General features: G+C 59.7%; 24 protein-coding genes. 10 read left to right on the forward strand and 14 right to left on the reverse strand.

The features are described from left to right. Nucleotides 1-130 precede the first annotated feature (130 nt). The 6 genes from QZ653_RS11905 (at nucleotide 131) to QZ653_RS11930 (ending at nucleotide 4,655) form a co-directional block, all read left to right on the forward strand. Nucleotides 131-1,006 carry a metal ABC transporter substrate-binding protein gene (locus tag QZ653_RS11905; RefSeq protein ID WP_296420310.1) on the forward strand — a complete coding sequence of 292 codons (876 nt, stop codon included), beginning with the start codon at nucleotides 131-133 and terminating at the stop codon, nucleotides 1,004-1,006. Further along, complete coding sequence (locus QZ653_RS11910; RefSeq protein ID WP_296420311.1) at nucleotides 1,003-1,911, forward strand: manganese/iron ABC transporter ATP-binding protein; 909 nt, start codon at nucleotides 1,003-1,005, stop codon at nucleotides 1,909-1,911. Before QZ653_RS11905 ends, QZ653_RS11910 begins: the two co-directional genes overlap by 4 nt. Next, on the forward strand, nucleotides 1,908-2,759 hold the full coding sequence (locus QZ653_RS11915; RefSeq protein ID WP_296420312.1) for a metal ABC transporter permease: 852 nt from the start codon (nucleotides 1,908-1,910) through the stop codon (nucleotides 2,757-2,759). Before QZ653_RS11910 ends, QZ653_RS11915 begins: the two co-directional genes overlap by 4 nt. 28 nt (nucleotides 2,760-2,787) lie before the next feature. Then, nucleotides 2,788-3,585 carry a metal ABC transporter permease gene (locus tag QZ653_RS11920; RefSeq protein ID WP_296420338.1) on the forward strand — a complete coding sequence of 266 codons (798 nt, stop codon included), beginning with the start codon at nucleotides 2,788-2,790 and terminating at the stop codon, nucleotides 3,583-3,585. 72 nt (nucleotides 3,586-3,657) lie between these two features. After that, nucleotides 3,658-4,245 (forward strand): hypothetical protein, encoded by a 588-nt coding sequence (locus QZ653_RS11925; RefSeq protein ID WP_296420313.1) that lies wholly within the window; start codon nucleotides 3,658-3,660, stop codon nucleotides 4,243-4,245. Next, the gene (locus QZ653_RS11930; RefSeq protein ID WP_296420314.1) at nucleotides 4,242-4,655 is read left to right on the forward strand and encodes a DUF3995 domain-containing protein; all 414 of its coding nucleotides are present in this window, start codon (nucleotides 4,242-4,244) and stop codon (nucleotides 4,653-4,655) included. The genes QZ653_RS11925 and QZ653_RS11930 overlap by 4 nt, the downstream gene beginning before the upstream one ends. Here the strand turns inward: QZ653_RS11930 and QZ653_RS11935 are convergent. The 10 genes from QZ653_RS11935 to QZ653_RS11980 form a co-directional block, all read right to left on the reverse strand. After that, the gene (locus QZ653_RS11935) at nucleotides 4,624-5,973 is read right to left on the reverse strand and encodes an ABC1 kinase family protein (RefSeq protein WP_296420315.1); all 1,350 of its coding nucleotides are present in this window, start codon (nucleotides 5,971-5,973) and stop codon (nucleotides 4,624-4,626) included. The two genes, QZ653_RS11930 and QZ653_RS11935, sit on opposite strands and share 32 nt — an antisense overlap. A gap of 63 nt (nucleotides 5,974-6,036) precedes the next feature. Then, complete coding sequence (locus tag QZ653_RS11940; protein ID WP_296420316.1) at nucleotides 6,037-6,438, reverse strand: hypothetical protein; 402 nt, start codon at nucleotides 6,436-6,438, stop codon at nucleotides 6,037-6,039. Between the two features lie 22 nt (nucleotides 6,439-6,460). Further along, a complete protein-coding gene (locus QZ653_RS11945) occupies nucleotides 6,461-6,859 on the reverse strand; it encodes a hypothetical protein (protein WP_296420317.1) in 399 nt (132 codons plus the stop codon). A 20-nt stretch (nucleotides 6,860-6,879) separates the two neighbouring features. Next, complete coding sequence (locus QZ653_RS11950; RefSeq protein WP_296420318.1) at nucleotides 6,880-7,278, reverse strand: hypothetical protein; 399 nt, start codon at nucleotides 7,276-7,278, stop codon at nucleotides 6,880-6,882. An 18-nt stretch (nucleotides 7,279-7,296) separates the two neighbouring features. Further along, a complete protein-coding gene (locus QZ653_RS11955) occupies nucleotides 7,297-8,010 on the reverse strand; it encodes a hypothetical protein (RefSeq protein WP_296420319.1) in 714 nt (237 codons plus the stop codon). 10 nt (nucleotides 8,011-8,020) lie between these two features. After that, a complete protein-coding gene (locus QZ653_RS11960) occupies nucleotides 8,021-9,040 on the reverse strand; it encodes a hypothetical protein (RefSeq protein WP_296420320.1) in 1,020 nt (339 codons plus the stop codon). A 32-nt stretch (nucleotides 9,041-9,072) separates the two neighbouring features. Further along, a complete protein-coding gene (locus QZ653_RS11965) occupies nucleotides 9,073-9,918 on the reverse strand; it encodes a hypothetical protein (protein WP_296420321.1) in 846 nt (281 codons plus the stop codon). 72 nt (nucleotides 9,919-9,990) lie between these two features. Then, nucleotides 9,991-11,037 carry a hypothetical protein gene (locus tag QZ653_RS11970; RefSeq protein ID WP_296420322.1) on the reverse strand — a complete coding sequence of 349 codons (1,047 nt, stop codon included), beginning with the start codon at nucleotides 11,035-11,037 and terminating at the stop codon, nucleotides 9,991-9,993. Between the two features lie 41 nt (nucleotides 11,038-11,078). Next, nucleotides 11,079-11,330: a carboxypeptidase regulatory-like domain-containing protein gene (locus tag QZ653_RS11975; RefSeq protein WP_296420323.1), complete on the reverse strand. Its 252-nt coding sequence runs from the start codon at nucleotides 11,328-11,330 to the stop codon at nucleotides 11,079-11,081. A 22-nt stretch (nucleotides 11,331-11,352) separates the two neighbouring features. Continuing rightward, on the reverse strand, nucleotides 11,353-13,083 hold the full coding sequence (locus QZ653_RS11980) for a hypothetical protein (protein WP_296420324.1): 1,731 nt from the start codon (nucleotides 13,081-13,083) through the stop codon (nucleotides 11,353-11,355). 175 nt (nucleotides 13,084-13,258) lie between these two features. On the opposite strand from QZ653_RS11980, the gene QZ653_RS11985 reads away from it, so the two are divergent. Further along, nucleotides 13,259-13,381 carry a hypothetical protein gene (locus QZ653_RS11985; protein WP_296420325.1) on the forward strand — a complete coding sequence of 41 codons (123 nt, stop codon included), beginning with the start codon at nucleotides 13,259-13,261 and terminating at the stop codon, nucleotides 13,379-13,381. Nucleotides 13,382-13,426: 45 nt separating this feature from the next. Here QZ653_RS11985 and QZ653_RS11990 read toward each other — a convergent pair whose 3' ends face one another. From QZ653_RS11990 to QZ653_RS12000, 3 genes are read right to left on the reverse strand one after another with little or no spacing between them, the layout of a single operon-like run. Beyond that, complete coding sequence (locus QZ653_RS11990) at nucleotides 13,427-14,272, reverse strand: adenylate/guanylate cyclase domain-containing protein (protein WP_296420326.1); 846 nt, start codon at nucleotides 14,270-14,272, stop codon at nucleotides 13,427-13,429. Then, nucleotides 14,269-15,426, reverse strand: a complete 1,158-nt coding sequence (locus QZ653_RS11995; protein WP_296420327.1) for an FIST signal transduction protein — start codon at nucleotides 15,424-15,426, stop codon at nucleotides 14,269-14,271. The genes QZ653_RS11990 and QZ653_RS11995 overlap by 4 nt, the downstream gene beginning before the upstream one ends. A gap of 55 nt (nucleotides 15,427-15,481) precedes the next feature. After that, a complete protein-coding gene (locus tag QZ653_RS12000; protein ID WP_296420328.1) occupies nucleotides 15,482-17,722 on the reverse strand; it encodes a pyridoxal phosphate-dependent decarboxylase family protein in 2,241 nt (746 codons plus the stop codon). A 192-nt stretch (nucleotides 17,723-17,914) separates the two neighbouring features. Here QZ653_RS12000 and QZ653_RS12005 point away from each other — a divergent pair, with 192 nt between their 5' ends. Beyond that, nucleotides 17,915-18,619, forward strand: coding sequence for a Crp/Fnr family transcriptional regulator (locus QZ653_RS12005; protein WP_296420329.1), 705 nt, complete (start codon nucleotides 17,915-17,917; stop codon nucleotides 18,617-18,619). A gap of 40 nt (nucleotides 18,620-18,659) precedes the next feature. Here QZ653_RS12005 and QZ653_RS12010 read toward each other — a convergent pair whose 3' ends face one another. Continuing rightward, on the reverse strand, nucleotides 18,660-19,859 hold the full coding sequence (locus tag QZ653_RS12010; RefSeq protein ID WP_296420330.1) for a DUF4331 family protein: 1,200 nt from the start codon (nucleotides 19,857-19,859) through the stop codon (nucleotides 18,660-18,662). 545 nt (nucleotides 19,860-20,404) lie between these two features. On the opposite strand from QZ653_RS12010, the gene QZ653_RS12015 reads away from it, so the two are divergent. Both QZ653_RS12015 and QZ653_RS12020 read left to right on the forward strand, forming a co-directional pair. Next, complete coding sequence (locus QZ653_RS12015) at nucleotides 20,405-22,492, forward strand: hydantoinase/oxoprolinase family protein (protein WP_296420331.1); 2,088 nt, start codon at nucleotides 20,405-20,407, stop codon at nucleotides 22,490-22,492. After that, nucleotides 22,489-24,192: a hydantoinase B/oxoprolinase family protein gene (locus QZ653_RS12020; protein WP_296420332.1), complete on the forward strand. Its 1,704-nt coding sequence runs from the start codon at nucleotides 22,489-22,491 to the stop codon at nucleotides 24,190-24,192. The genes QZ653_RS12015 and QZ653_RS12020 overlap by 4 nt, the downstream gene beginning before the upstream one ends. Nucleotides 24,193-24,308: the final 116 nt, after the last annotated feature.

The raw sequence follows: 24,308 nt of genomic DNA on the forward strand, positions 1-24,308 counted from the left end.
CCTTGGCGGCGTGGTATACCGCTGCGGGCCGGTACTGACTCCCAACACCTTTTATTGAGAATAATTCTCAATTGCATTGACTTCCCCGCATCGCGATACATACCTTTGTTGATCATGAACGGAGGTTTCCATGCGATTTCTCACCCTCACGGCCACCGCGATCTGCCTGTCGACCAGCGCCATGGCGCAGGATTTTAAGGTCGTGACCACATTCACCGTCATCGCGGATATGGCCCGCAACGTGGCCGGGGACGCAGCGACGGTTGAATCCATCACCCGTGCGGGCGCGGAAATCCACGGCTATCAACCCACCCCGCGCGATCTTTTGCGGGCCTCGGATGCGGATCTGATTTTGTGGAACGGCATGAATCTAGAGCTGTGGTTCGAACAGTTCATCGGCAACCTTGGCCCCATTCCGTCGGCCACCATTTCCGAAGGCATCGAACCCTTGCCGATCCGTGAGGGCAGTTACGAAGGTCTGCCCAACCCCCACGCCTGGATGTCGCTGGATAATGCGTTGATCTACGTGGACAATATCGCGGCTGCCATGTCCGAACATGACCCCGACAATGCCGCCACCTATGCTGCCAATGCCGCAGCCTACAAGGCCGAAATCACCGACACTATTGCCCCCCTGCGCGACCAGATCGTGGACATCCCTGATGCCCAGCGCTGGCTGGTTACCTGCGAAGGCGCGTTCAGCTATCTGGCCCGCGATTTCGGCCTGCGGGAGGCCTACCTTTGGCCCATGAACGCCGACCAGACCGGCACCCCGCAACAGGTCCGCGCGGTTATCGACACCGTGCGCGCCAATGACGTGCCTGCGGTATTCTGTGAAAGTACGGTCAACACCGACCCCGCCGAACAGGTCGCCCGCGAAACCGGCGCGGCCTACGGCGGCGTGCTTTATGTGGACAGTCTATCGTTAGAGGACGGGCCGGTGCCCACCTATCTGGACCTGCTGCGCGTGACGACCGAAACCGTGGTGGAAGGTCTGACCCAGTGAACCCCCTCGACACCCGGCCGCCCCCCGCCCCGCACCAGACGTCCAAGAACCAAGCGGGGCTTTATGCCGATGGCGTGACCGTGACCTATCGCAATGGCACGACCGCGTTGAAAGACGCGTCTTTTGCCATCCCGCGCGGCACGATTGCGGCCCTTGTCGGCGTCAACGGTGCTGGAAAATCCACGCTGTTCAAGGCGATCATGGGTTTTTTGCCTGCGGCGGCCGGTGAAATCGGCGTGTTGGGCCAGACCGTCAAACAGGCCATCAAAGCGGGGATCGTGGCCTATGTGCCGCAGGCGGAGGAGGTCGATTGGTCCTTCCCCGTCCTCGTCGAAGACGTGGTGATGATGGGCCGCTACGGCCATATGGGCCTGCTGCGCCGCCCGTCGGACAAGGATCACACTGCCGTCACCGACGCGCTGGCCCGCGTGGGCATGACCGACTTTCGCACCCGCCAGATCGGGGAGCTGTCGGGCGGACAGCGCAAACGCGTCTTCCTCGCCCGTGCCTTGGCGCAAAACGGTCAGGTGATCCTGCTGGATGAACCCTTCACCGGCGTTGATGTCCAAACCGAAGAGGCGATCATTACCCTGTTGCAGGAATTGCGCGACGAAGGCCGCGTGATGCTGGTCAGCACCCACAACCTCGGCTCCGTGCCGGAATTTTGCGACCAAACCGTGCTCGTCAAAGGCACCGTCCTGAACTTCGGCCCCACCGAAGAGGTCTTTACCAAAACCAACCTTGAGGCCGCCTTTGGCGGTGTCTTGCGTCACTTCGTTCTGGGCGGCGACGACCTGCATGATGATGATGACGAGCGCAAAGTCACCATCCTGACCGACGACGAACGCCCCTTCGTGATCTACGACGACCAGACCCGCACGCAGGCCCCAAAGGACGCGGAATGACGCTGCTGCTGGAACCCTTCACCTACAGCTTCATGGTGAACGCCATGGTGGTGTCATCGCTGGTGGGGGCGGTTTGCGCGTTTTTGTCGTGTTATCTGATGCTGAAGGGCTGGTCGCTGATCGGGGACGCGCTGAGCCATTCGATCGTGCCGGGCGTGGCGGGGGCCTATATGCTGGGCCTGCCGTTTGCCTTGGGCGCGTTTTTGTCCGGTGGATTGGCGGCGGGGGCGATGATGTTCCTCAACCAGCGCACGGGGTTGAAGGAAGACGCCATCATCGGCCTGATCTTCACCAGCTTTTTCGGGCTGGGCCTGTTCATGGTCAGCGTGTCACCCGTGCCTGTGGACGTGCAGACCATCATTCAGGGCAACATCCTGGCCATCACACCGGGCGATACCTTGCAGCTGCTGATCATCGGCGGGGTCTGTCTGGTGGTGCTGCTGGCAAAATGGAAGGACCTGATGGTGGCCTTCTTCGATGAAAACCACGCGCGGTCCATCGGGCTGAACCCGAACCGTCTGCGGTTCATCTTTTTCGTGCTGTTGTCTGCGGCCTGTGTCGCCGCCTTGCAAACTGTGGGCGCGTTTCTGGTGATCGCCATGGTGATCACGCCGGGGGCCACGGCATACCTTTTGACCGACCGGTTCCCCCGTCTTCTGGCGATCGCCGTGGCCATCGGCACGATCAGCAGCTTTGCGGGGGCCTATCTGTCCTACTTTGTCGACGGGGCCACGGGGGGCATCATCATCTGCCTGCAAACCACACTTTTCGCGCTGGCGTTTTTCCTTGCCCCCAAACACGGGCTGCTGGCCAATCGCGCACGGGCACGGAGGGCGCTGCGTGGCTGACCTTTTCCTTCCTTTTCAGTTCCCGTTCATGCACGGGGCCTTCTACATCGCCCTGCTGATCGGCCCGCCCACGGCGCTGCTGTCGTGCTTTCTGGTCCTGAAGGGCTGGTCGCTCATGGGGGATGCGGTCAGCCATGCGGTGCTGCCCGGTGTGATCGTCGCCTATATCGCCGGTTTGCCGCTGATTGTGGGGGCCTTCATCGCAGGCATGGTCTGTTCGGTGCTGACCGGATACCTCGACGCCAATTCGCGCGTGCGTCAGGATACGGTTATGGGCGTGGTCTTTTCGGGCATGTTCGGGCTTGGGCTGGTTCTTTACACCAAAGTTGAGACGAACGTGCATCTGGACCACATCCTTTTTGGCAACATGCTGGGCGTGACCTCTGGTGATCTTTGGACATCGGGTGTTATTGGCGTGCTGGTCTGTGCCGCGCTTTTGATACGGTGGAAAGACCTGCTGCTGAATGCTTTCGACCCTGCACAGGCGCGCGCCATCGGCCTGCCGGTGACCCTGCTGCACTACGGGCTGCTGACAGTGTTGTCGCTGACGATTGTGGCCACATTGAAGGCCGTGGGCCTGATCCTCGCCATTGGTTTGCTGATTGCACCCGGTGCCATCGCATTCCTGATCACCCGCCAGTTCAGGCACATGCTGGCGGCGGCTGTTGTCGCCTCGACGGGATCATTGGTTTTGGGGGTGTACCTCAGCTTCTGGATAGGGTCCGACGCGGGGCCGACTGTTATTCTTGTTTTGACAGTTCTGTTCATCGCTGCCTTCTTGACACGGATGACGCTGAACCGCCGCCGCGAAGCACAGCAAATCTGACGCGTCAACGGTCGACAAGTCCGCATAGCCCTGCAAAGATCGCAACCATACTTGCTGCCTGAAGGATACCCAATGCGCCTTGCCCTTTGCTGTGCCGCCCTCGCGGCATCCCCTGTTCTGGCCGATTGTCCTACGGGGGCTGATCTGGAAAGCGGGATTGTCTTTACCACCGACACCGGAGAAACAGACACCTACACAAGCCGGCCCAATGGCATCGTTCAGATCGACGCCCTGTCACCGGAAAACGTCACATACCGGACGCTGCTGGGCAAAGGGATCCATGTGCTGCAACTGTCCGATCTGGAGAACGGGCAGGTCCTGTCGGACAGCATCGTCAGCACGTCCTATCCCATGGCCGCAGCAGAGCTGCCGGTGCCCGAACCCGGCACCCGTTGGCGTGTGGACACCATGATCAACGCCTATGGGGACATCTACCCCGAAACCCAGACCCAGACTTATGGTCAGATGACCGCTTACACCGTGGGTGACTGCACCTTTGACGCCATTCCGGCCAAATTCCGGTATGAGAGTGACGGGTTCACCATCAATGAAGACATTATCTACCTTCCCGACCTTGGCCTGTCTTTGCTGGTGGCCTATGAAGACACCGACGCCCCGCGAGAGGATTATGCCTACGTCGCTGTGACCGTCGCCCAATGACCCTTCTGGCGATTTTCGCCTCGGCCGGGTTGATCGTCGTTGCCGCAATTCACCTTCTGTGGGCGCTGGGATACTGGTGGCCCATCCATGATGAGGCTGAACTGGCGCGCACGGTTGTGGGGACGAAAGGCATCACCAAAATGCCCGGCGCGGTGCCCTGCGCGGTGGTGGTCGTCGCCCTGCTGTTCGCCGCCGCATGGCCGTGGTTTCCGGAGGGGACATTGAAGGGGTTGGGACTTTTCGGGATTGCGTTGGTCTTTCAGATCCGCGCTGTGGCGGCCTATTCCCCCCTGATGAAACGGCTGGCCCCCGAACAGCCCTTTCGGCGGTTGGATGAAAGCCTCTATGCGCCGATCTGCATTGCCTTCGGGATCGCCTTTATGGTGTTGGCCGGGAACGCGATGGGCTGATCCAATGCTCCAACATCTTGGCCACTGGCACGCGCGCCTGCAACCGCGCGGCCAGCAGGAACATCCCCGCAAACTTGCGTTGCAGAAACAGCGCGTCCACCGGTAAGGGCGGCGGCACAAAACCGTCTTCGGCCAGCGCCATGCCCTTGGCCTGCATCCGCCGGTTCAAGGCAGGGTCAGCGAAATCAAAACGCGGCTGGGCGGTCAGCGCGTCAAACACAGCCTCCATCATATCAGTAATCTGGTCCGCATGACGCGCGGCCACATCGGGGGACAAAAACCCGATCTCATGGGCGCAGGCCACCAGTCCCGCACGGTCGCCATCCAGGCCTGCGCGCATGATCCGGCGGTATTGGTCGGCCACACGGCCCGACAAAGCCCGCGTAGCCCCGAAATCCAGCAGCACAATCTGGCCGGTGTCGGGCTTATAGCGGTAGTTGGCAAAGTTGGGGTCGGTCTGCATCAGGCCAAAATCGAACAGTTCTGCCAGCATCAGATCGATCAGGTCGGCGGCAATGCGGTCGCGGGTGGACTGGTCTTCGGCCACCGCATCCTCAATCGGGCGGCTGTCGATGAAATCCATGGTCAGAATGTCGGGGCCGGACAGATCGCCATGAAACTCCGGCACCACGAACCGGCCATCGCCCGCCAACAGATCGCCAAACCGCTGGAGAGACCGCGCCTCGGCGGCATAATCGGTTTCAATATGCAGCTGTTGGCGGGCCTCTTCCAGATAGGGGGCCAGTTCGAACCCCTTGGGCAAAAGCCCCGTCAGCTTGATCAGCGCGCCCACATTGGCCACGTCACTGTCTATGCTGTCCGCCACGCCCGGATACTGCACCTTGACGGCCAGATCGCGCCCGTCGCGGGTTTGGGCACGGTGCACCTGCCCGATAGAGGCTGCCGCAATGGGCCGCACGTCAAACCGTTTGAACCGCCGTAGCCAACCGTCGCCCCAAGCCGCCTCAAGAACCAGCTTAAGCTGTTTGGGCGGCATGATGTGCCCGTCATCGCGCAACCGCGCCATGATCTGGGCCAGTTCGGGCGGCAGGACATCGCCGGTGTCCATGGACAAAAGCTGCCCCATCTTCATGGCCGCCCCGCGCATCTTGGCCAGCTCATCTGCCACGCGGGTGATGTTGCGCGGCGTCAAAAGCAGCCCGCGCATGGAGGGGCGTTCACCCCGCCCCAAGGACGCCAGACCGCCAGCAGCCATATTGCCCGCGACGCCTGCGGTCAGCCCGCCCAGACGCGCCATGCGTGTCAGCCGCCCCGAGGGGACGCGCAGCCCTTTGTCGCTTAAGGGTTTATCGGACATCGCGGGCCTCCTGTCTGGACCCAACAGGATAGGGCGCGCGCGGGCCATGACCATGGGCGCGGACTAATCCACGACGGTCAGGAACGGATCAAAGGTCAGGGATTTTTCGCCGTTGAAGGTCAGCGTGGCAGTGTATTGATAGGATTGCCCTGTGCTGCCGCCCGGTGCGTTGAACTTGGCCTCCCATACCCCTGCGGAGAGAGGGCTTTGTACAGGTGCAACTATGCCGTCCGACACCGCCACGCCTTCGAAACCGGCAATGGTCACGTCCTGCCCCGGATCAATCGAGGCCACGGACCACACCACGGTGTCGCCGATGTGCAGGTTGGTGATCAATTCATCCTGCCCTTCGCGGTTTGATCCCAGATGTTTGTTCGTGTCGACCAGATAGATGTTCGCACCCAGATTGCCGCTGGCCAAGGCGCCCTCCGTATCGACCATCATCAAGATATTGACGTCTGCCATCTTCTACCTCCTTTCGGGTGGGTTATTTGACGATCAAATAGGGATCGAACGTCATCTGCCGGCCTTCGAACGACAGGGTCATCGTGTATTGGAACGACGTTCCCGCCGCGGTGCCGCCAGCGGGTTGGAATTTCGTGACATAGCTTTGGTCCGACAACGGGTTTTGGACGGGCGCAATGACGTGATCATCAACAGCCGTTCCTGAAAACCCGGCGATCGAGGCATTGGTGCCCGGATCAATCGGGGCCACCGACCAGGCGATCTCATCGCCAATGGACAGGGTCGTCTTCAGCTCGTCCGTGCCCTCGGCCCCGCTGCCTGCGTATTTGTTGGTGTCGACCATGTAACAGTTTGCACCCAGATTTTGGGACGCCAACGCGCCTTCTACATCGACGGCGACCAGAACGTTTACCACTCCCATGGGGTTCTCCTTTGTGATGGTTAGGCCACGACCAGAAACGGGTCGAAGCGCAGGTGCGTCCCTTCAAGGGACAGGGTCATATCGTATTGATAGGTGGTTCCGCTGGCGGCACCTCCAGCGGGTTGGAAGGGCGACATCAGGCTGTGGGGCGACACCGGGTCGGTCACGGGCGTCACGACGCCGTCGCGCACGGCCTGGCCGGAAATGGAAACCAACGTCACTTCGGTGCCTGCATCGACCGGCTGAGCAGTCCATACGATGGTGTCACCCACCGAGAGGGAGGTCATCAATTCACGCGTGCCTTCGAACCCCGACCCAAGGTATTTGGTCGTGTCCATCAAATAGACATGCGACGCCAGATCGCCGGAGGCCAGCGCACCTTCGACATCGACGACAATCAGGACATAAACGGTGCTCATGGAATGTCCCCTTACGCCCTACCAGTCGCCAGCGAGAAATTTTCGCTGCGCGGGTGCGTTCAAAACAAAACCCGCCGCCATCTCACCCACCGTGGTCCAATCGCGGATTGCGTCAGGCAAATCGACCAGATGCACCACGACGGGCATATCATGGGCGATTTGACGGGCGATGGTCGTTTGCAGATCGGTCAGGTCCTGCACGATCATTCCGAAACGCCCGCCCAACTGCCCGAACGCAAGGCCTGCATTGATCGAGAACGCCGACCAAACCGGATCGTCGTTCGGTGCAACCGACGTTTGCCCCATAAGCGCGTCGAATGATTTCAACACCGGTGCCAGCGTTTGCGCCTGCGCCGCAAGGCCGGACGCGTCGGCCACCAAACCCTTCACGGTGTCGTTCAGCCGCCCCTGCATGGACGTATCGCCTGCCATCATTGCTTTGACGATCATGCCGATGACCGTCAGATAGCTCTGCGCATCGGTTTGGGCAAAGCCAGCCAGCGCCGTACCGAAGGCCACCAGATCGTCAAAAGTCGATGCTTTCCATGTCCGGCATGCGCCGACGACCTGATCATAGACGGGCAAGGCCGTCAGCCTTGCCTGCACCGCAGGCGCGCGGGACGGATCAAGAACGACAGACACCCGTTTGTTGGCGATCGCCCAATCCTGCGGCGGGATTGCGTAGGGTTGGGCGCCTGCCCCGGGCCCCAGATTGATCGTGGTGTCGGTCATATCCATCCCCTCACCCGGCTTTGGGCTGGACATAGAAATTCAGCGCGAAACTTTCGGCGTCATCGGCCACCTGCCCCCATTCAACAGCTGCGGTTGCAAGGCTTACGGCGGACAGGCAGGGATTGTCCTTCAGTGCCTCGGCGGTGGCTTTTTCAACATTGAGGATAACATCATCCAGTTCGGATACGATGGTGCCCCATGCCCCTCTGATCAGGTCGAGGCTTCCAAGCGCTGCCGAAATTTCACCGGCCATCGACGTGTTGTATTGCGCCGTGTAGGTCAGATCGCTGATATCGGCGCGCAGGGCGTTCATCTGCTTGGTCAATGCCTGCATTTTGGCCACATCGGTGTTGATGCGCGCGATCTGTTCCTTGATGTCGTGTTCATGGGCGATGATCTCCCCAACCGACACGGCTGTCCCCACGAAGGGGATCCAGCTATAATATTTGGTATCGTCAATGACCTTCTGGTCACTCAGGATTTTGGCCTGTGCCTCGATCTTGTCGGAATAAGCGGCCTCATAGGCCAGATGAAGCTGGGTGATTTCGTCATTGTCGCGGGTGGCCTTGGCCAGTTCGGCCTTAGCGGCGGATTTCAGATCGGCCACGTCCTGCGAGCAGGCTGCGATGAATGCCGTCACAGCGTCATAGATGGTTTCCGACGTGGTCCGGTAGGTTTGGGCGGTGGATTTAAGGTTGCCCAGCAACTCTGAAATGGCGGCCTTGTTGGGCAGGTCTGCATCCATCAGATCGGCAATCGCGCCGAAACTCTGCCGCGACATGGACCCGTAAGCTGACAAGTGATTGCCCAACAACTGTGCCGTCGGCAGGACCGAGCCGCCGAAGTTGATCGCATGTGTCTTCAGGCGGGTGTAAATGGCAAGAACCGCAGGGTCGGATGTGCCCCCTGCCGCGAAAGACAGGTTCTGGGCATCCGCCAGATAAAGCTGCACCATCTGCCACTGCCCTAATGACAGCAACGGCGTGTTAGAGGGCCGGAACGTCGTTGGCGTATAGCAGGCGTTTGACATAATCGCGCGCTCCATTGGATGCATGGCAAGGCTCATTCTGCGACGGCTGAAAAGGTCAGGGCGAAACGGTGCAGGTCCTTGGCGATCTCGGTCCATGCCTGCGCCTGCGACGACAGAACGTCGGGCTGCAACTGTGGCAGGTGGGCGATCTTGTCCTTCGGGGTCGCGCCGATCTGCGCGCCCAAACTGCCAAGCGCGGCCTTAAGTGTGGCACAGGCGCGGCCAGCCGCGGACATTTGGTCACGGGCCGCATCCAGTGCCGCGACGCCGTTCGATGGATCAAAGGCCAGACCAACAAAGGTTTGACCGGACATTCTGGATGCAGCGGCACGGATATCGGCCATTGCGGCGTCCAGTTGGTCAGGGTCAAGCGGATCGGCCTTCAGAAGCGATTTCAGCGAGGCCGTCCCTGCCGCTGCATTGTCGTTTGCCGCACCCACCAAGGCCGAAACCTTCACCGCCTCCGATTTCAGCGCCTTACCCGCGCCGGAGGTGCTGTTCGTGCCATTAATCAATCCGGCGGACGTTCTGGCGGTGTCCGCCATCGGCTCCTTCAACGAAGATACAAGATTGCCGATCAGTTCTGTGACAGAGGTCTTATCCCCCGACCCCGCGACCTGCCCCAATGCGCCAAGGGTCGTCACCATCGTCTGCGCATAATTGTAAAGCCCGTTGGCCGCCATTTGCACATCGCTGACGGCCCCGCCGTTCAGCGCCGTCGCGGCGGTTTGCAGCTTTTGCAAAATGGCTTCGATCACAGGATTGGGCGACGTCGGCAGATGCTGCGCGTCCTGAATGTAGCGCTGCAAAGCGTGCCACGTCGGCGTATCGAATGCGCTGCCAAGTCCATCGGCTGAAAACGAATTGGGTGAGGTCATGGAAACCACCTGAAACAGGGTTGAGGAAGGGACCGAGACGCCAGTATCAGGCGGCCAGCGGTGGCAAACGGTCTAGGCCGCTTTTGCCATCGACGTTTCCGGTTGGACAAAAAAGTTCAGCATGAAGTCGTGCGCATCGTTGGCCACGGTTTCCCATTCGTTGACGGCGGTCGCCAAGGCGACGTTTTGCAGACAGGGGATCGAGGACGGGTCAGACGCCTTGTCGATATTGCCCAGAACATCGCCAAGCTCATTCCCGATGGTGCCCCACGCCCCTTCGATCTTTTGAATGTTGGGCAGCACCTGCGCGATCAGATCAACCTGTTTGGTGTTGAATGTCTCTGCGTAGACCAGCTGGGCGATACTGGCCTCATCCTGCGCGATCTTGATGTTGTCCTGACTAAGCTGCGTCACCGCGCCCTTGATTTTCTTCAGTTGGTCCTGAATGTCCTTTTCGTGGGTGATGATCTCAACAAGGGCGATGATCGTGCCGATCAACGGGATCCACGAATAATAGACCGTGCTGTTGATCACCTTCTTGTCGCCCAGAATTTTCGACTGTGCCTCGGTGATGATCGAATGCTGTGTTTCCACATCAACCTTCAGCGTCTCGATGTCGGATTTCAGCCCCCCGGCCTGATCCACATATTTCTTGGTGATGGCCGTCAGATCGCCCTTCGCGGTGCCAATGGCGTCGGCAAAGGTTTTCGTGCCCGAAAAGATGTCCTGCGCGTCGGTCTGATACCCCGACGTCGCCGCCTTGAGGCTGCCCAGCAATTTCTGCAGAACCACTCGGTCGCCCGATCCATTCGCAATCAGCTGCGCCACCGCGCCGAACGTCGCCTTCGACTGTTCACCGTAATTGTAAAGGGTGTTGGCCATGGCACTTGCGCCTTTCAGTGCGCCGGACTGGAAATCATGCGCGCTGGCCTGAATGGTTTTATAGACAGCGACACTGTCCGCGTAGGGAAACTCCCCCTTTGATGGATCGTCACCGACTTTCGTCGGCAGCTGCATGCAGTTGTTCAGGTAAAACTGCACCTGCTGCCACTGGCCCTTGCTCAGAAGGGGCTGGTTGTCTGGTGTGAAGCTGTCTGGATTGTAGCAAAGCGTACCCATTGAAAATATCCTTGAATTTGAATGTTGAAGGGAAGGGTTTGTCAGCCCCCGAGGGGAGAAACCCTGAAATTAAGGACGACCGTTTCATCGGACAGGACCGTCACCGTTTTGGTCTGCTTGGCCAAGACATCCGTGACCTGAAGACTGCGTTCCCCTGCGGGGACGTCCTTGATCCGGAAAGATCCGTCCGTGTCTGTCAACGCCACCAGATCGGTGTCGAGGACGGCGACCAATGCACCGGCAACCGCACCTTTTGCATGGACATGACCGGTCACTGTTCCTGTCTTGCTCATCTTCTTCTCCTGTCTTCGAAAATTAGGCCGGAACGGAGACGTACTGCGTCTCCATGGCGTCATGAAAGGCGGCCTGCTGAAAGGCCCACAAACTGTCGGGGAAATGGAAATACTGCCCGCCCTTCGACGGGGTTGTGCCCTGCGGCCAGGCATCGGCGATCGTGACCAACTGGTCCTTGACCATGGTATCGAGTGCGGCCCAGTAGGCCGAACCACCAAAGGTCACGCTGTCGCTGGTGGTGTCCCAGATGACCGGGTTCAGAACCTTTGTGAACATCGGCAACGTGGTATCGGGGTCCGACCCTGCAAAGGACCCGAAGGCAGCCTTTTGCTGCGCCAGCGCCGCGTCCCATTTGGTCTGCTGCAGGGTGATTTCGCCGGCCAGAGACTGGACCAGCTTCTTTGCGACCTCGGCGGTCACCCCTTCATCCAGGGCTTTGACGGTAGATGCTAACGTCGCGATGAAATTGAACGCGGCGGAATAGTTTGATGTCACATCCGCGGTCACCTGATCCAGATAGCGCTGACAGTTCGTCTGTAACGGTTTGTCTGTCATCGCCCAGACCTCTGTCTGGGCCTCACCCAGCGTATACCGCAGGGTGGTCGGCACCACATTGGGAACCGGGGACACTGTTGGCACACTTCCGCCCCACAACCGTTCGGGGATATCCGTAAGCGGCGGCATCTTGGGCAGTTTGACCGACGCCGCATTGGCGGGGTCCTTCATGATGGCGTCGTTGGCGGACTGAATGTCCTGCATCACCTGCGTCATCTTGTGCTGCACCTTGGGCAGCTTGGCGATGATATCGGCCGAAAACTGCTTGGGGTTTTGCAAGGCATAATTGACCGAGTTGAGGATTTGATCGGCCTGCAGGTAGATTGCCGTCAACGTCTTGCGGACCGCGTTAACCGCCGCTGTGCTTATCGAGTCCGCAGGCTGTGGTGCCTGCGCCAACAGGCTGTATGGCATCAGGATCGCGAACATCGGCGCGCCCCCTTCGTTGACCCCGACCGGAAAGCTGTTTGCCGACGCGATGATGTCATCCACCGTGTCGTGTTTGGCAGAAGCGTTCCATTCGGCCGTGGCACCCGCCGTTTTGAACTCAGAACTGAAATCCACACCGCTGGTCTTCAGCGCGTGACTGATTTCCGTGCTGAACTTGCCGCCGACAGACAGCCCGCCGGAATATTTCGCATCTAGCGACGCGGTGATCTTTTGCTTGGTCTCGCGGCTGTTGGTCGACAGGTTCAGCAGCGCATACAGGGTCCCGCCCGAAACCACGCCCCCCACGTAGTAATCGCCGTATTTCTGACGGAATGTATTGCCATCCAGCGCCAGTGCCGCATCGCTCAGCGCGTAGCGGGTGATCTGTTCTTCGCTGTTGCGCACAAAGGAACTGACAAGGAAATACAGCGAATAATTGTTCACCTGCGTTTCTTTTTGAAAGGTCGACGACGCCGTGGCGGAAAACAAACCGTAAGACGCGCTGACGCTGGCCGACACCGACAAGGCATCATTCAACTGGCTTGAACTTTCGATCCGGCGAACCGCCTGCGTAAATGTCTGCGAAGACGACCCCGACGTGGGCTTCAGTGTCAAATCCGATTTTTGGGGATCATACGGCGCACCTTTAGGTTGCAACGACAGGCTGTCAAATCCTGCGCCCTCGCTCATGCCTGTCACCCATGGCAGAACGATAATGCCGTTCTTTTGAATGTCGCCAAACGGCGTTTTGCTGGGATTGTCCGCCATGGTGCCCTCCGGTATCTGCGTGCCAGATGACCTTAGGCGGATCGCATGGTCAGGAATGTGCGCGCAGACACAAAGGGCGAATAAATTATGTGTTTTGGAATAGAGAGATTTAAGGATTTGAAATTAAATGAATTTATTTGAATAGAATGTCGTCAGCCGCAGGAGGGAAGGCAAGATGGCCGATTTCATCCCATGGAAAAATCCCGATCCGGATCATTGCACCGCGCCTTTCGGCGCCTCCTTCATCTCCATATTTCAAACCTTGTTAAAGCGAGAGTGCATTCTCGAAAGCGGCTGACAAACACTACGCTCGAAATACAGCTTTTGGTTGTAGGCTTGCAACTCAACCAAACTCGAACACGTCAATCTTTCCCTTACCGCGCGCCTCGATCTGGCCACGGGGTCGGATGCCATCCTGACGCGTCAGTTGCGCATAGACCTGTCGTGTCATCACCCCGCCGTTTACAGGCGCGGCTGCCACCATCCGTGACGCGGTGTTCACGGTATCGCCCCAAATGTCGAAACTGAGCCGGTCATGGCCCACAACCCCCGCCGACACGGGCCCTGCGGCCAGCCCGACGCGGATCGACCAGGCCGGAATACCCGACGGCAACTCCCCCGCCTTTGCGCCTTCTACAAATGCAAGGATCGCCCGCGCAGCGGCGTTCATCCGGTCCGCGGCATCGTTTTCGCCGTTCAGACCCGATACACACATGAAGGCATCGCCAATGGTCTTCACCTTTTCCACCCGATGCTCTGCCGCGATGCGGTCGAAGGCGGAATAGTAGTGGTCAAGGATCGCAACCAGTTCCGTCGGGTCCAATTGTTCGGTCTGGCGGGTAAATTCTACAAAATCGGTGAACATCACCGTGGCATTGGCCGCGCGCTGCGGTGTGACGGACCCGACCTCCCGCAACTCCCGTGACACGGTTTCGGGCATGATGGACAGCAGCAACTGTTCGGTCAGCGCCTGTTCCGCGCTCAGCCGGTCATACAGCTTTTCGATCTCTGTCTTGGCTTCTTCGACCTGCTGCAAAACCCGTGTCTGGAACGCCTGACGGGTATCCATCAGATGTTCCAGTTCGGACCGGCGCAGTTCCGATTTGGCCAGACGTTTCTCAACCCGGCGCAGGGCCTTTTGGGTCAGCGCAATCAGCGCAGCAGGGTCATCTGGGCCGTCATCGGTCATGCCGTTTCTTGTGTACCAAGCAGCACGGCCAGAAAGGCGTTGGTGTGGGTCACGGACCGGCCCTGCGGCTGATCGGGGCCGATTTCACCATAGGTGTAAAAGCCGGACGTGGGGATAGCCTCGCCGACGATATCCGCGATGGATTCGTATTCCTCTGCCGTGCGCGTGCCCAGCGTGGCGCGCCGTCCGGCGCACGAAAAGAAAAGCGCCGCATCGGGTGTCCGATTGGATGGAAAACCGGCATAGGCGCTTTGCACAGCGGTGCGCGCCGCATCAACGATTTCATCGCGCGTGGCTGTGGCCAGCTGCACTTGCGCTGCGTTTTCAACCGGGTTCACCAGTTGGATCGCGCCCGTTTCCTCGTCAAAATTCAACGGCGAACTCAACACGAAAGACTGACGTTTTTCCTCATAGACCGCGAGGGGATAAAAGATCGACGGCTGTTGCAGGTAATCTGCATAAAGGTCCGCCGCAGGGCGGTCGTCAATCTCATAGACGGTGGCGCCTTCGACCTTTGTGATCGTGTGGCGGTTGCCCAAAGGTTCATACCCCGTGGCCACACCGCAGGAATAAATCACCGGCCCGTGCATCATCAGCACCACCATCGCGTCGTTGACGATGGTCTGGTTCATGAACTGTCTGGTGCCTTGGAACCGCAGCTGGTCGCCCGCCGCCCCGCCGACAATCGGGAAGTCTTCGCCCAGCTGGTCGCGCAATCCGTTCAGCAGGTGGTGAATGTTGGTGCCCAGACCTTCGGGCAAGGCAATGCACAACGCCGGTTCCTTGTCGGATGCGGCCTTGGCCATGTTCACCGCATCTGCGGTGGCCTCAGCCGGCGTGCCGATGGCCCCTGCCCCCATCCCGACGGTAAAATCGACGGTGTCGGACGCAAACAATGTGATGACGACGCTGTCCTCAAGAAAGCCCTCAGGCCCCGCGACTTCGCCGTCCGTGGTGCATCCGGCGACAGGCACACCGGGCAATGCCTCGGCCAATTCGCGGGTCAGAACCTCAAGATCCATGTCGATGGCGGCAAACACCATCGCGGCTTTGGCGGGCTGGCCGCCCAACTGGTCTTGCGCCAGTTTCAATGCGTCCCGCGTGGCTTCCGCAGTGTCGGAATCCTCGCTCCAACCGGTACCGATTTTCAACATATCTTCCCCCTATAGCTGGCGACACCGATGCGAGGGCCGCCAGCCGGGGATGCTATCACCGGTAGGGCGGAGGCGGTGTAATTCCGCTGTCCTTCATCACCTTTAACGCCACATCAATTGCAGTTGTTTTAAGACTCGTTACCACTTGTGGCAAATAGTTGCCCGTTTCTGTGGCCGAGACCCATGGGTCTTGCGTGGTTGAGATCAAAAACTGAATTGGTGTGTCTTTTGTGACCGTCACACCGGCCAGCGATCCGAATTCGTCTACAAACTGCTGGCCGTAGTCAGAGGGCGCAAAGCTGGACGCGGTCACGAACATCGGCTGCTTGGGCACTTCGCCGCCGTTGTATTCGCTGATCGACAGGGTTTCATAGACCGTGTTGGTCAGCTGGTTCATCAAAGCCAGATCGGAGTTCCAGCCGTCTTTTGTCTTAAAATTCAACGCATAAGTGACGATATTCTGGTCCGATCCCATTTCGGAGAAGATGCGGCGCACCTCATCGTCGCGGTCCATCAATGCAATCAATTCGCGGTTCTCAAGGGGGACGATCTTTTCGCGGATGAATTGGATTTGCTCTGCGATTTCAGCGGCGGATTTGCCCTCTTTCTGGGCGGGTAGGCGTTGAAACGGCACCGCTTTGACAATTTCATCGACGCCTTCCATGGCGACCAGTTCCGCATAAAGCCGTTTTGAATTGAAAATACATTTGCCCAGAAGTTTGCCATAGCCCGACTGGTCAGGCCGGATGATGGAATGGGACAGGTACACACCCGCCGCCGCCGCACCCGGTTTGGACCCTTCGATGCCGTAGACGCCGACCGTGGGGGCGACCCCGCCGTGAAAGACCACCGGTGCTGTAAAGGCCACCAGATCGCGCATGCTGCCGTTGCGATAGCACAGCGCACCTGCGGGATAGGGAATAAAGCCCGCTTTGTGCGGATCGACGGTTTGGGTATCAGCACGGGGGAAAGCTTCGTACTGGCGGCGAACGTAATCGCTCATGACCATGGGGGGCGTGGGTTCATGGGCTTCGCCGTCGGGGTTGTAATCGGGGGCCTCGCGCAACATCGACGCGAAGTAACCGCCCCATGCGCCATCCACATGCACGGTGAATTCCAGTCCCTTGGCGCGGTATTCATCGCGCAGGTCCAGAATGTCGGCCAGCGGGTCCACAGCACTTTCTTCGGTCGATCCGATGACGGCCACGACCTCAAGAATGGGGCGTTTGTTGCGCAGGCAGTCTTCCAACGTCTCGCGCAGCAGATCGACCCGCATCCGGCCATCGCGGTCCACATGCACATCGTGCATGAAATTGGCCCCCAACCCGATCAGCGCCATGCCTTTGGGCCATGAATAGTGCCGTGTGGACGGCGCGCAGATGATGGGGAAGTTGGGCACTTCGCGGCCCACAAACCGGTGATGGAAATCCGCAAGCCCAAGGTTTTGCACCGAATAGGCATCAAGAGCGGCCTTCACCGTGTCCGCCGACACGCCGCACTGATCCTGCAGGTTCAGGCCCATGGCGATGACTTCGTCAATGGGCAGGTTCATCTGGGTCCAGACGTCCAGATCGACCAGCTTGGCCTTGGACCCGTCCAACTTCGTGACCTCGAAATCTTGCGCGTCTTTCAGCGCGTCCATCTCACGGATCGCGACGGCCATGGTGACGGGCAGATATTTCAGGTTCCGCGCGGCCCAAATGGATTCGCCATTGGCCACGGACCCGTCACAGGTGATATGCGCCCACGGCACGATACCTGCATCCGGTGCTGTCGGATCGTCGGGCACCGTATAGCCCAGCATCCGCGCCAGATCATTGCCGACCTCAATCTCAAGCAAGGTGGTGACGGGCGATGCCTCAGCCGCCACGTTGTTTTGGTTGTACAGCATCGCCGCAAAATAGCCGATGGCACCGGGCATCGTGATATCCCAATACATATGCGACTGGTTGCGATAGCTCGACAGGGGAATGGACCCGTGCATGGCGTGCAACAACTCATCAAGGTTCTCGTCAAGACCAGCGATCGTAGATCGGAACGGCTCGGACGCCTTGATATCATCTGTGACATACTTGGGGTCGCCAAATTGCGCCCCGTATTCGCGCCGCGCGTCACAATGTGCGCCCACGGCTTTTCCCACGGACCGCGCCAGAATATCCTCATTCTCCGCCAACGGCCCCAAGAACCAGCCCGCAAGGGACGACGTGCCGGGCTTGTCTTTCAGGCTCATGTTGCCCTGCGCTTTCTGGGCGGCATGAAAGGCCATCAATTTTGCGGAAATATCTTTCTTAGACATCGGTAATCCTTCGAAAATTCAAATATAAATACACCACACAATGCCGCGTGGTTCTTGCTGACGCAGGGTAAACCTTATATGCTTTGTGACAGAATGCATGGACGAATTTTATCGTCTGTGTGCCACGACACAGACGTCCCCCGCACGTTGCGGGGCATCCCGTCCGATCCGCGCGCGCGCAGGGGAACCTCTATGTCATCAAACGTCCTTGATATAGAAAACCTATTGTCCGAAAATGCCTTCTTTGCAGGGGCAGACAGTGCCGATGTAAGCCGCGCCGCGCAGATGATGCAGATTCAGCGGTTTCCGCCCGGACAGGTCATCTTCCATTTCGGTGATACCAACGACGACGTCTATTTTCTGTTATCCGGATCGGTCATCGGGCAGCTGGTCGCAGAAAGCGGACGCGAGATTGTCTTTACCGAAATGCGCATGGCCACCTTCTTCGGTGAGATGGCTGCCTTGGACGGTCAGCCCCGTTCGGTCACTGTATCTGCAAAAGAGGACGTGGTGGTGGCCCGCCTTAAAGGCGCGCAGTTCAACGCCCTGATGGAACGGCAGCCCCGACTTGCTGTCAATCTGGCGGTTGAACTGGCACGACGGGTCCGCGTGATGAACGAACGGATGTTCGGCCTTGTGGTGCATGATGTGGGCACGCGTGTGCGGTTGCATCTGATGCGTCTGGCGCAGGAACAGGGCAAGCTGGTCGACGGGGCGATCCTCGATTCAGTCCCCACCCATGAAGAAATCGCCACCTTCATCGGTGCCAACCGCGAGGCCGTCAGCCGCGCCATCACCCGCCTGAACAAATCCGGCCTTGTCGAGGCGAGCCGCAAAAGCATCCTGATCAAGGATTGCGACGGCCTTTTGGACGGGCTTGAAATCGCGGAGAGTTAGGGGGCGCGGTCCCGCCCGCACAGGCGGGACCAACGCCAAGTCAGTCCATATAGATTGGCGCCACAGGCGTGACCGGTAGGCCGGGGGCATAGGCCTGATTGATGGATGGCGGCACGTAGGGGAAATGCTGCAGATTCAAATCCTGATCGGACATGCGGGGCAGGAACGACGTAGGATCGGCGAAAAAGAACGGGTTCACATCCTTGATGGTCCAGTAAATCGCATCCTCTGCAAAGCTTCGCCCGTTGGGATACCCCGCCGGCGCGCTGGGGTCCCACCGCAACATATCGGGCGTGTAAAACGCCACCTTGTCGGCGATATCATCCTGCGACACTTCCAGCCGTTCAAAGCTGAACGTGAACTGATCACCAAAGTTTGCCGGATCATCCACCGGACGGCTGGCGTTATAGGCATTGTTGTAATCGCCTACGGTCGCATAATCGGGGTTCACCGGCAGGTAATATTCCGCGTTGTAGCCCAGCGGCGGGTCCACAAAGAAAATGCCTTGAATGCCCGCACGGCCCATCCGGTCCACCGCATCGCCGTTGTCCTTGGACACCACCGTCCAGAAATTTAACGTCTGGTCGACCAGCGACGGCACCTCAAGCACGATCAAGGTCATGTCGCTTTCGCCAAAGGCCCCGATGGACGTCGGCAACGCAGGCAGGCCATCGCCCCCCGACAACGCCTGTTTGATCGCCAAAGCCGCAGGGGCCACGACCGTGCTGAAATCGAAAAAGAACGGATCGCGTCGGGGACCGACAAACAGCAACTCACCGGATTTGCCGTTCACGACCTCCAGTTCCGTATTCAGCGCGGTGGTGTGACCCGCCCCTTGATCAACCCCGCGCCATTCGTTCGAAATCGCATCGGCCCCGCTGGCCAACCGCATCTCAAGCGACTGGCGCTGGCCGCCACCGTCGATGTCACGCACACGGATTTTATAAGCCAGATCGGCGATGGCATCGTCATTAGTGTCGATCTTGAATTGATAGATCAGTTCTGGATCCAGACGAATGTCGCCCGATCCCAACGTCCCCGGCGCACCACTGCCCGACAACGGGTTCAGGGTCATCGCCATCACCAAGCCGCCCTCTTGCGCGCCCTTGAACAGGAACACATCACCAATGTCGGACATGGGATTGGCCTGCGTCAGCGGTGCGTCGCGGTGATCAGACGCATGAACCGCGCCTGCGGTGGACAAACTCAACGCCAGAATGTGGCTGAACACTCGAAACATATTGGACCTCATATTCTAGGTTAATCATTGATGGCGGTGGAAAAGCATGAACCGCCTGCGTCGCACTTTAGGGGCAAACCGGCGTTACACCCAACCCCTCCGGTGACGGACCGCCGACCGCCTGCCCCGTCACACCTTTGCGCCACACAATGTCGTCTAAAGCGAAAATTTGTTGGTCTCTGTGCGTTTGGACACAGAATGGCGCGCAGCAACCTGCCAAACCTATGTCATCGGCCCCACAGTTCTGAGTGTGTTCCGGGGCCACCCCATCCCGAGCGGACGTGTTCGCGACGGGTGACCTATTTGAGTATAAATTTTGAGTACAATCCCTTTTCCCGACCCCGGCCTTTTTGATGTGAGTGTGAGTGCACATCAAGAAGGCTGGGGTTGCCTTTTGTGGGGCCTTGTTCGGGGTCTTTCGCCCCTCGCCAGTATCGGCGTCACGCGGTGCATCATCGTGTGACATTTCATCCTGCGCTTATTCTGTTTGATTTCCGCAGCCCCATCAGATCATCTGCATTGACCGACCGTGCAGGAGTTTTCGAATGGCCAAACCTACCCTTCGTCTTGGCGTCGATATCGGCGGCACCTTCACCGATGTGGTACTGGAAAAGGACGGCGTGCCGTTTTCGACCAAGGTGCTGACCACCTACGTGGCCCCCGAAAACGCCATCATCGACGGAATGCATCAGGTGTGCGCCAAAGCCGGTGTTGCCCCCGCCGATATTGACCAGATCATCCACGGCACGACCCTTGCCACCAATGCCCTGATCGAACGGCGTGGCGCGAAAACCGCGCTGATCACGACGCAAGGCTTTCGCGATGTCATTGAAATGCGGACGGAATCGCGGTTTGAACAATATGACCTGAACCTCAACCTGCCCGACCCGCTGCTGCCCCGCCAGATGCGGTTCACCGTGGCGGGCCGCGTGGATGCCAAGGGCCAGATCCTTGTCGATATTGACCGGGCCGAGGTTGAAGCCATCGTCGACCAAATCGCGCAAGCGGGCTTTGAAAGCGTCGCGGTGGGGCTCATCCACTCCTACCTCAACCCCGCGCACGAAGAACTGGTGCGCGATGTGCTGGCGGAAAAACTGCCCCATGTGGCGGTGTCGATTTCCTCCGAAGTCTCCCCCCAGATGCGCGAATATGAACGGTTCAACACGGTCGTTGCCAACGCCTATATCAAGCCGCTCATGGCGTCCTATCTTGGCCGTCTTGAGGACCGGTTGCAGGCCGAAGGCGTCGCTTGCCGCATCTTTTTGATGCATTCGGGCGGGGGCATTATCTCCATCCAGAATGCCGCCGACTTTCCTGTGCGATTGGTGGAATCCGGCCCCGCGGGCGGGGCCGTTTTTGCGGCCCACATCGCCGCACGCTACGGATTGGACAAGGTGCTGTCCTTCGATATGGGCGGCACCACGGCCAAGATTTGCCTGATCAAAAACCAGACGCCGAAAACCTCCCGCGTGTTTGAGGTCGCCCGCACCTACCGGTTCAAAAAAGGCTCCGGCATGCCGATTTCGATCCCCGTGATCGACATGGTGGAAATTGGCGCGGGCGGCGGGTCGCTGGCCCATGTGGATGCCTTGCGCCAAATCCGCGTGGGGCCCGAAAGTGCAGGCTCTGAACCCGGGCCCGCCTGCTATGGCCGTGGCGGTGACCGCCCCGCTGTGACCGATGCGGACCTGATCTTGGGCAAGCTCGACCCCGACAATTTCGCCGGTGGGTCCATCCAGTTGCACGCCGATGCCGCCAAATCCGCCCTCACCACACAGGTGGGGGACACGTTGGATATGGACGCGATTGAAGCGGCCTTTGGCGTGGCCGAAGTGGTCGATGAAAACATGGCCAACGCCGCACGGGTCCATGCGGTCGAAAATGGCGAAGACCTGTCAGAATACACCATGATCGCCTTTGGCGGTGCCGCCCCCCTGCACGCCGGTCGTCTGGCCGAAAAGCTGGGCGTGGACCGCTGCCTTGTGCCCCCCGGTGCGGGCGTCGGATCGGCGATCGGGTTCCTGCGCGCCCCCTTTTCCTTTGAGGCGAACCGAAGCGTCTACATGAAGCTCAGCGATTTTGACCCCGCGCGGATCAAATCCCTGCTGACGGATTTACAGGCCGAGGCCACAGGATTTGTGCGCACCTGTGATGACCACAGCCCGATCCTGTCGGAATTCAAAGTCTACATGCGCTACACCGGTCAGGGCTGGGAAATTCCCATCACCCTGACCGAAGAACAGGCCATGGCCCCCGACGCTGCCACGTTTGAGGCGCGCTTTATCGAAGACTACACGCGCCTCTTCGGGCGGCCCGTCGATGGCATGGACATCGAAATCACCGTCTGGTCGGTCAATGCCACAACGCCGCCGGACCCCGTCGCGCGCACGGATGAAACCACCGGCCCCGACATGGCAACACCCAGCGGCACCCGCCCCATTTTCGACGCGGCCTCCGCCGCCTTCACCGACGCGAAGGTTGTGAACCGTGCGGATATGACCACCGGCGCGCGGGCCGCAGGCCCCGTGGCCATTGTCGAGGATGAGACCACCATCATCGTCCCCGCCAGCCGTGATGCCATCTGCCAGCCGGACGGCTGTATTGACATAATTCCAAAAAGGGCCGCCCGATGACCCAGTCCAATGTCGCTTATCAAGTCATGTGGAACCGCCTGATCTCCGTGGTCGAAGAACAGGCGCAAGCCCTTGTGCGCACAGCCTTTTCCACCTCCGTGCGTGAGGCGGGGGACCTGTCCGCAGGTGTCTATGACGTCAAAGGCCAGATGCTGGCGCAGGCGGTCACGGGCACCCCCGGTCACGTCAACGCCATGGCAGACGCGGTCGCCCATTTCATCCGCCGCATTGGGCCTGACAACATCCACGACGGCGACGTCTACATCACCAACGACCCGTGGGAAGGCACCGGCCACCTGCACGACATCACCATGGTCACGCCGTCGTTTCATGGCGCAGCACTTGTGGGGTTCTTCGCCTGCACCGCCCATATCGTCGACATCGGCGGGCGCGGGTTCGGGGCGGATGCGCACTCTGTCTATGAAGAGGGCCTCTACATCCCGATCATGAAATTCGCGGATCGCGGCACGGTAGATGAAACCCTGACGCGGATTATCCGTGGCAATGTCCGTGAACCCGACCAGCTGATCGGGGACATCTATGCGCTGGCCACCTGCAATGAAATCGGCCACCGCCGTCTTGTGGACATGATGGAGGAATTCGCCCTGTCCGATCTGGACGGGATTGCCGATTTCATCCTGACAAATTCCCGCCGCGCCACCATCGAACGCATCGCGGCCCTGCCCCAGACAGCCGCAACCGGTGAGATGACGATGGACGGCTTTGACCGCCCCATCACGCTGAAGGTCAGGGTCAGTGTCGAAGGCGACCGGATCGTGTCCGATTTTACCGGATCGTCGGGTTTGGACAAAAAGGGCATCAACTGCCCGCTGGTCTACGCCAAGGCCTATGCCTGCTACGCGCTGAAAGTCGCCATTGCGCCCGAAATCCCCAACAATGCGGCGTCCTTGGCACCGTTTGAGGTCACCGCGCCCGAAAACACCATCGTCAACGCCCTGCACCCCGCCCCCGTGGCCTTGCGCCACATCGTGGGGCATTTTGTACCCGACGCGGTGTTCAACGCGTTCGACAAAATCGTGCCCGGTCTGGTGCCCGCCGAAGGGGCGGGCTGTCTGTGCAATTTCCAGGTCTCTCTACGGCCCCGAACCGACGCCCCTGCCCCGTCCCATGCCCGCCGCGCTGAGGTTCTGACCTTCAACTCCGGCGGCTCCGGCGCGCGCCCGGGTCATGACGGGCTGAACGCCACGGCCTTCCCCTCGGGCGTGATGACCATGCCGATCGAGGCCACGGAACACGCGGGCCCCGTCATCATCTGGCGCAAGGAATTGCGACCCGATTCAGGCGGCGCGGGCAAGACCCGTGGGGGTTTGGGCCAATACATGGAAGTCGGCGCGCAGGAGGGGCATGAATTTGACATTCAGGCCATGTTCGACCGCGTGGATCATCCTGCCCGTGGCCGCCGTGGCGGCCAGCCGGGTGCGCCCACCACCATTGCACAGGACGACGGCACGCCCATGCGGGGCAAGGGCAAGCAGTTTGTGGCCCACGGGCGGCGCGTCCTGATGGCTTTCCCCGGTGGCGCGGGTTACGGCGATCCGGCGGAACGTCCCAAGGCCCTCGTGAAACGCGACCTTGCCCGCGGCTATATCACCGCCGATGCCGCAGCGCGCGATTACAACCTGACGCCTGAGGATATCGCGGCCGTCCTGGATGCCGTCGAAAAGGGAACCGCGCCGTAAATCCGTACCGGTCTGATGGTTCATTGGCTGACCGCTGACCCGCCCGAACCGGTTGCGCCCTGAGGGGCCGCGACCTTCGTGTTGCGCCAACACACACCAATCCGCCTGACGCACCC

The organism is Pseudooctadecabacter sp. (assembly GCF_020627745.1).
Taxonomy (GTDB): domain Bacteria; phylum Pseudomonadota; class Alphaproteobacteria; order Rhodobacterales; family Rhodobacteraceae; genus Octadecabacter.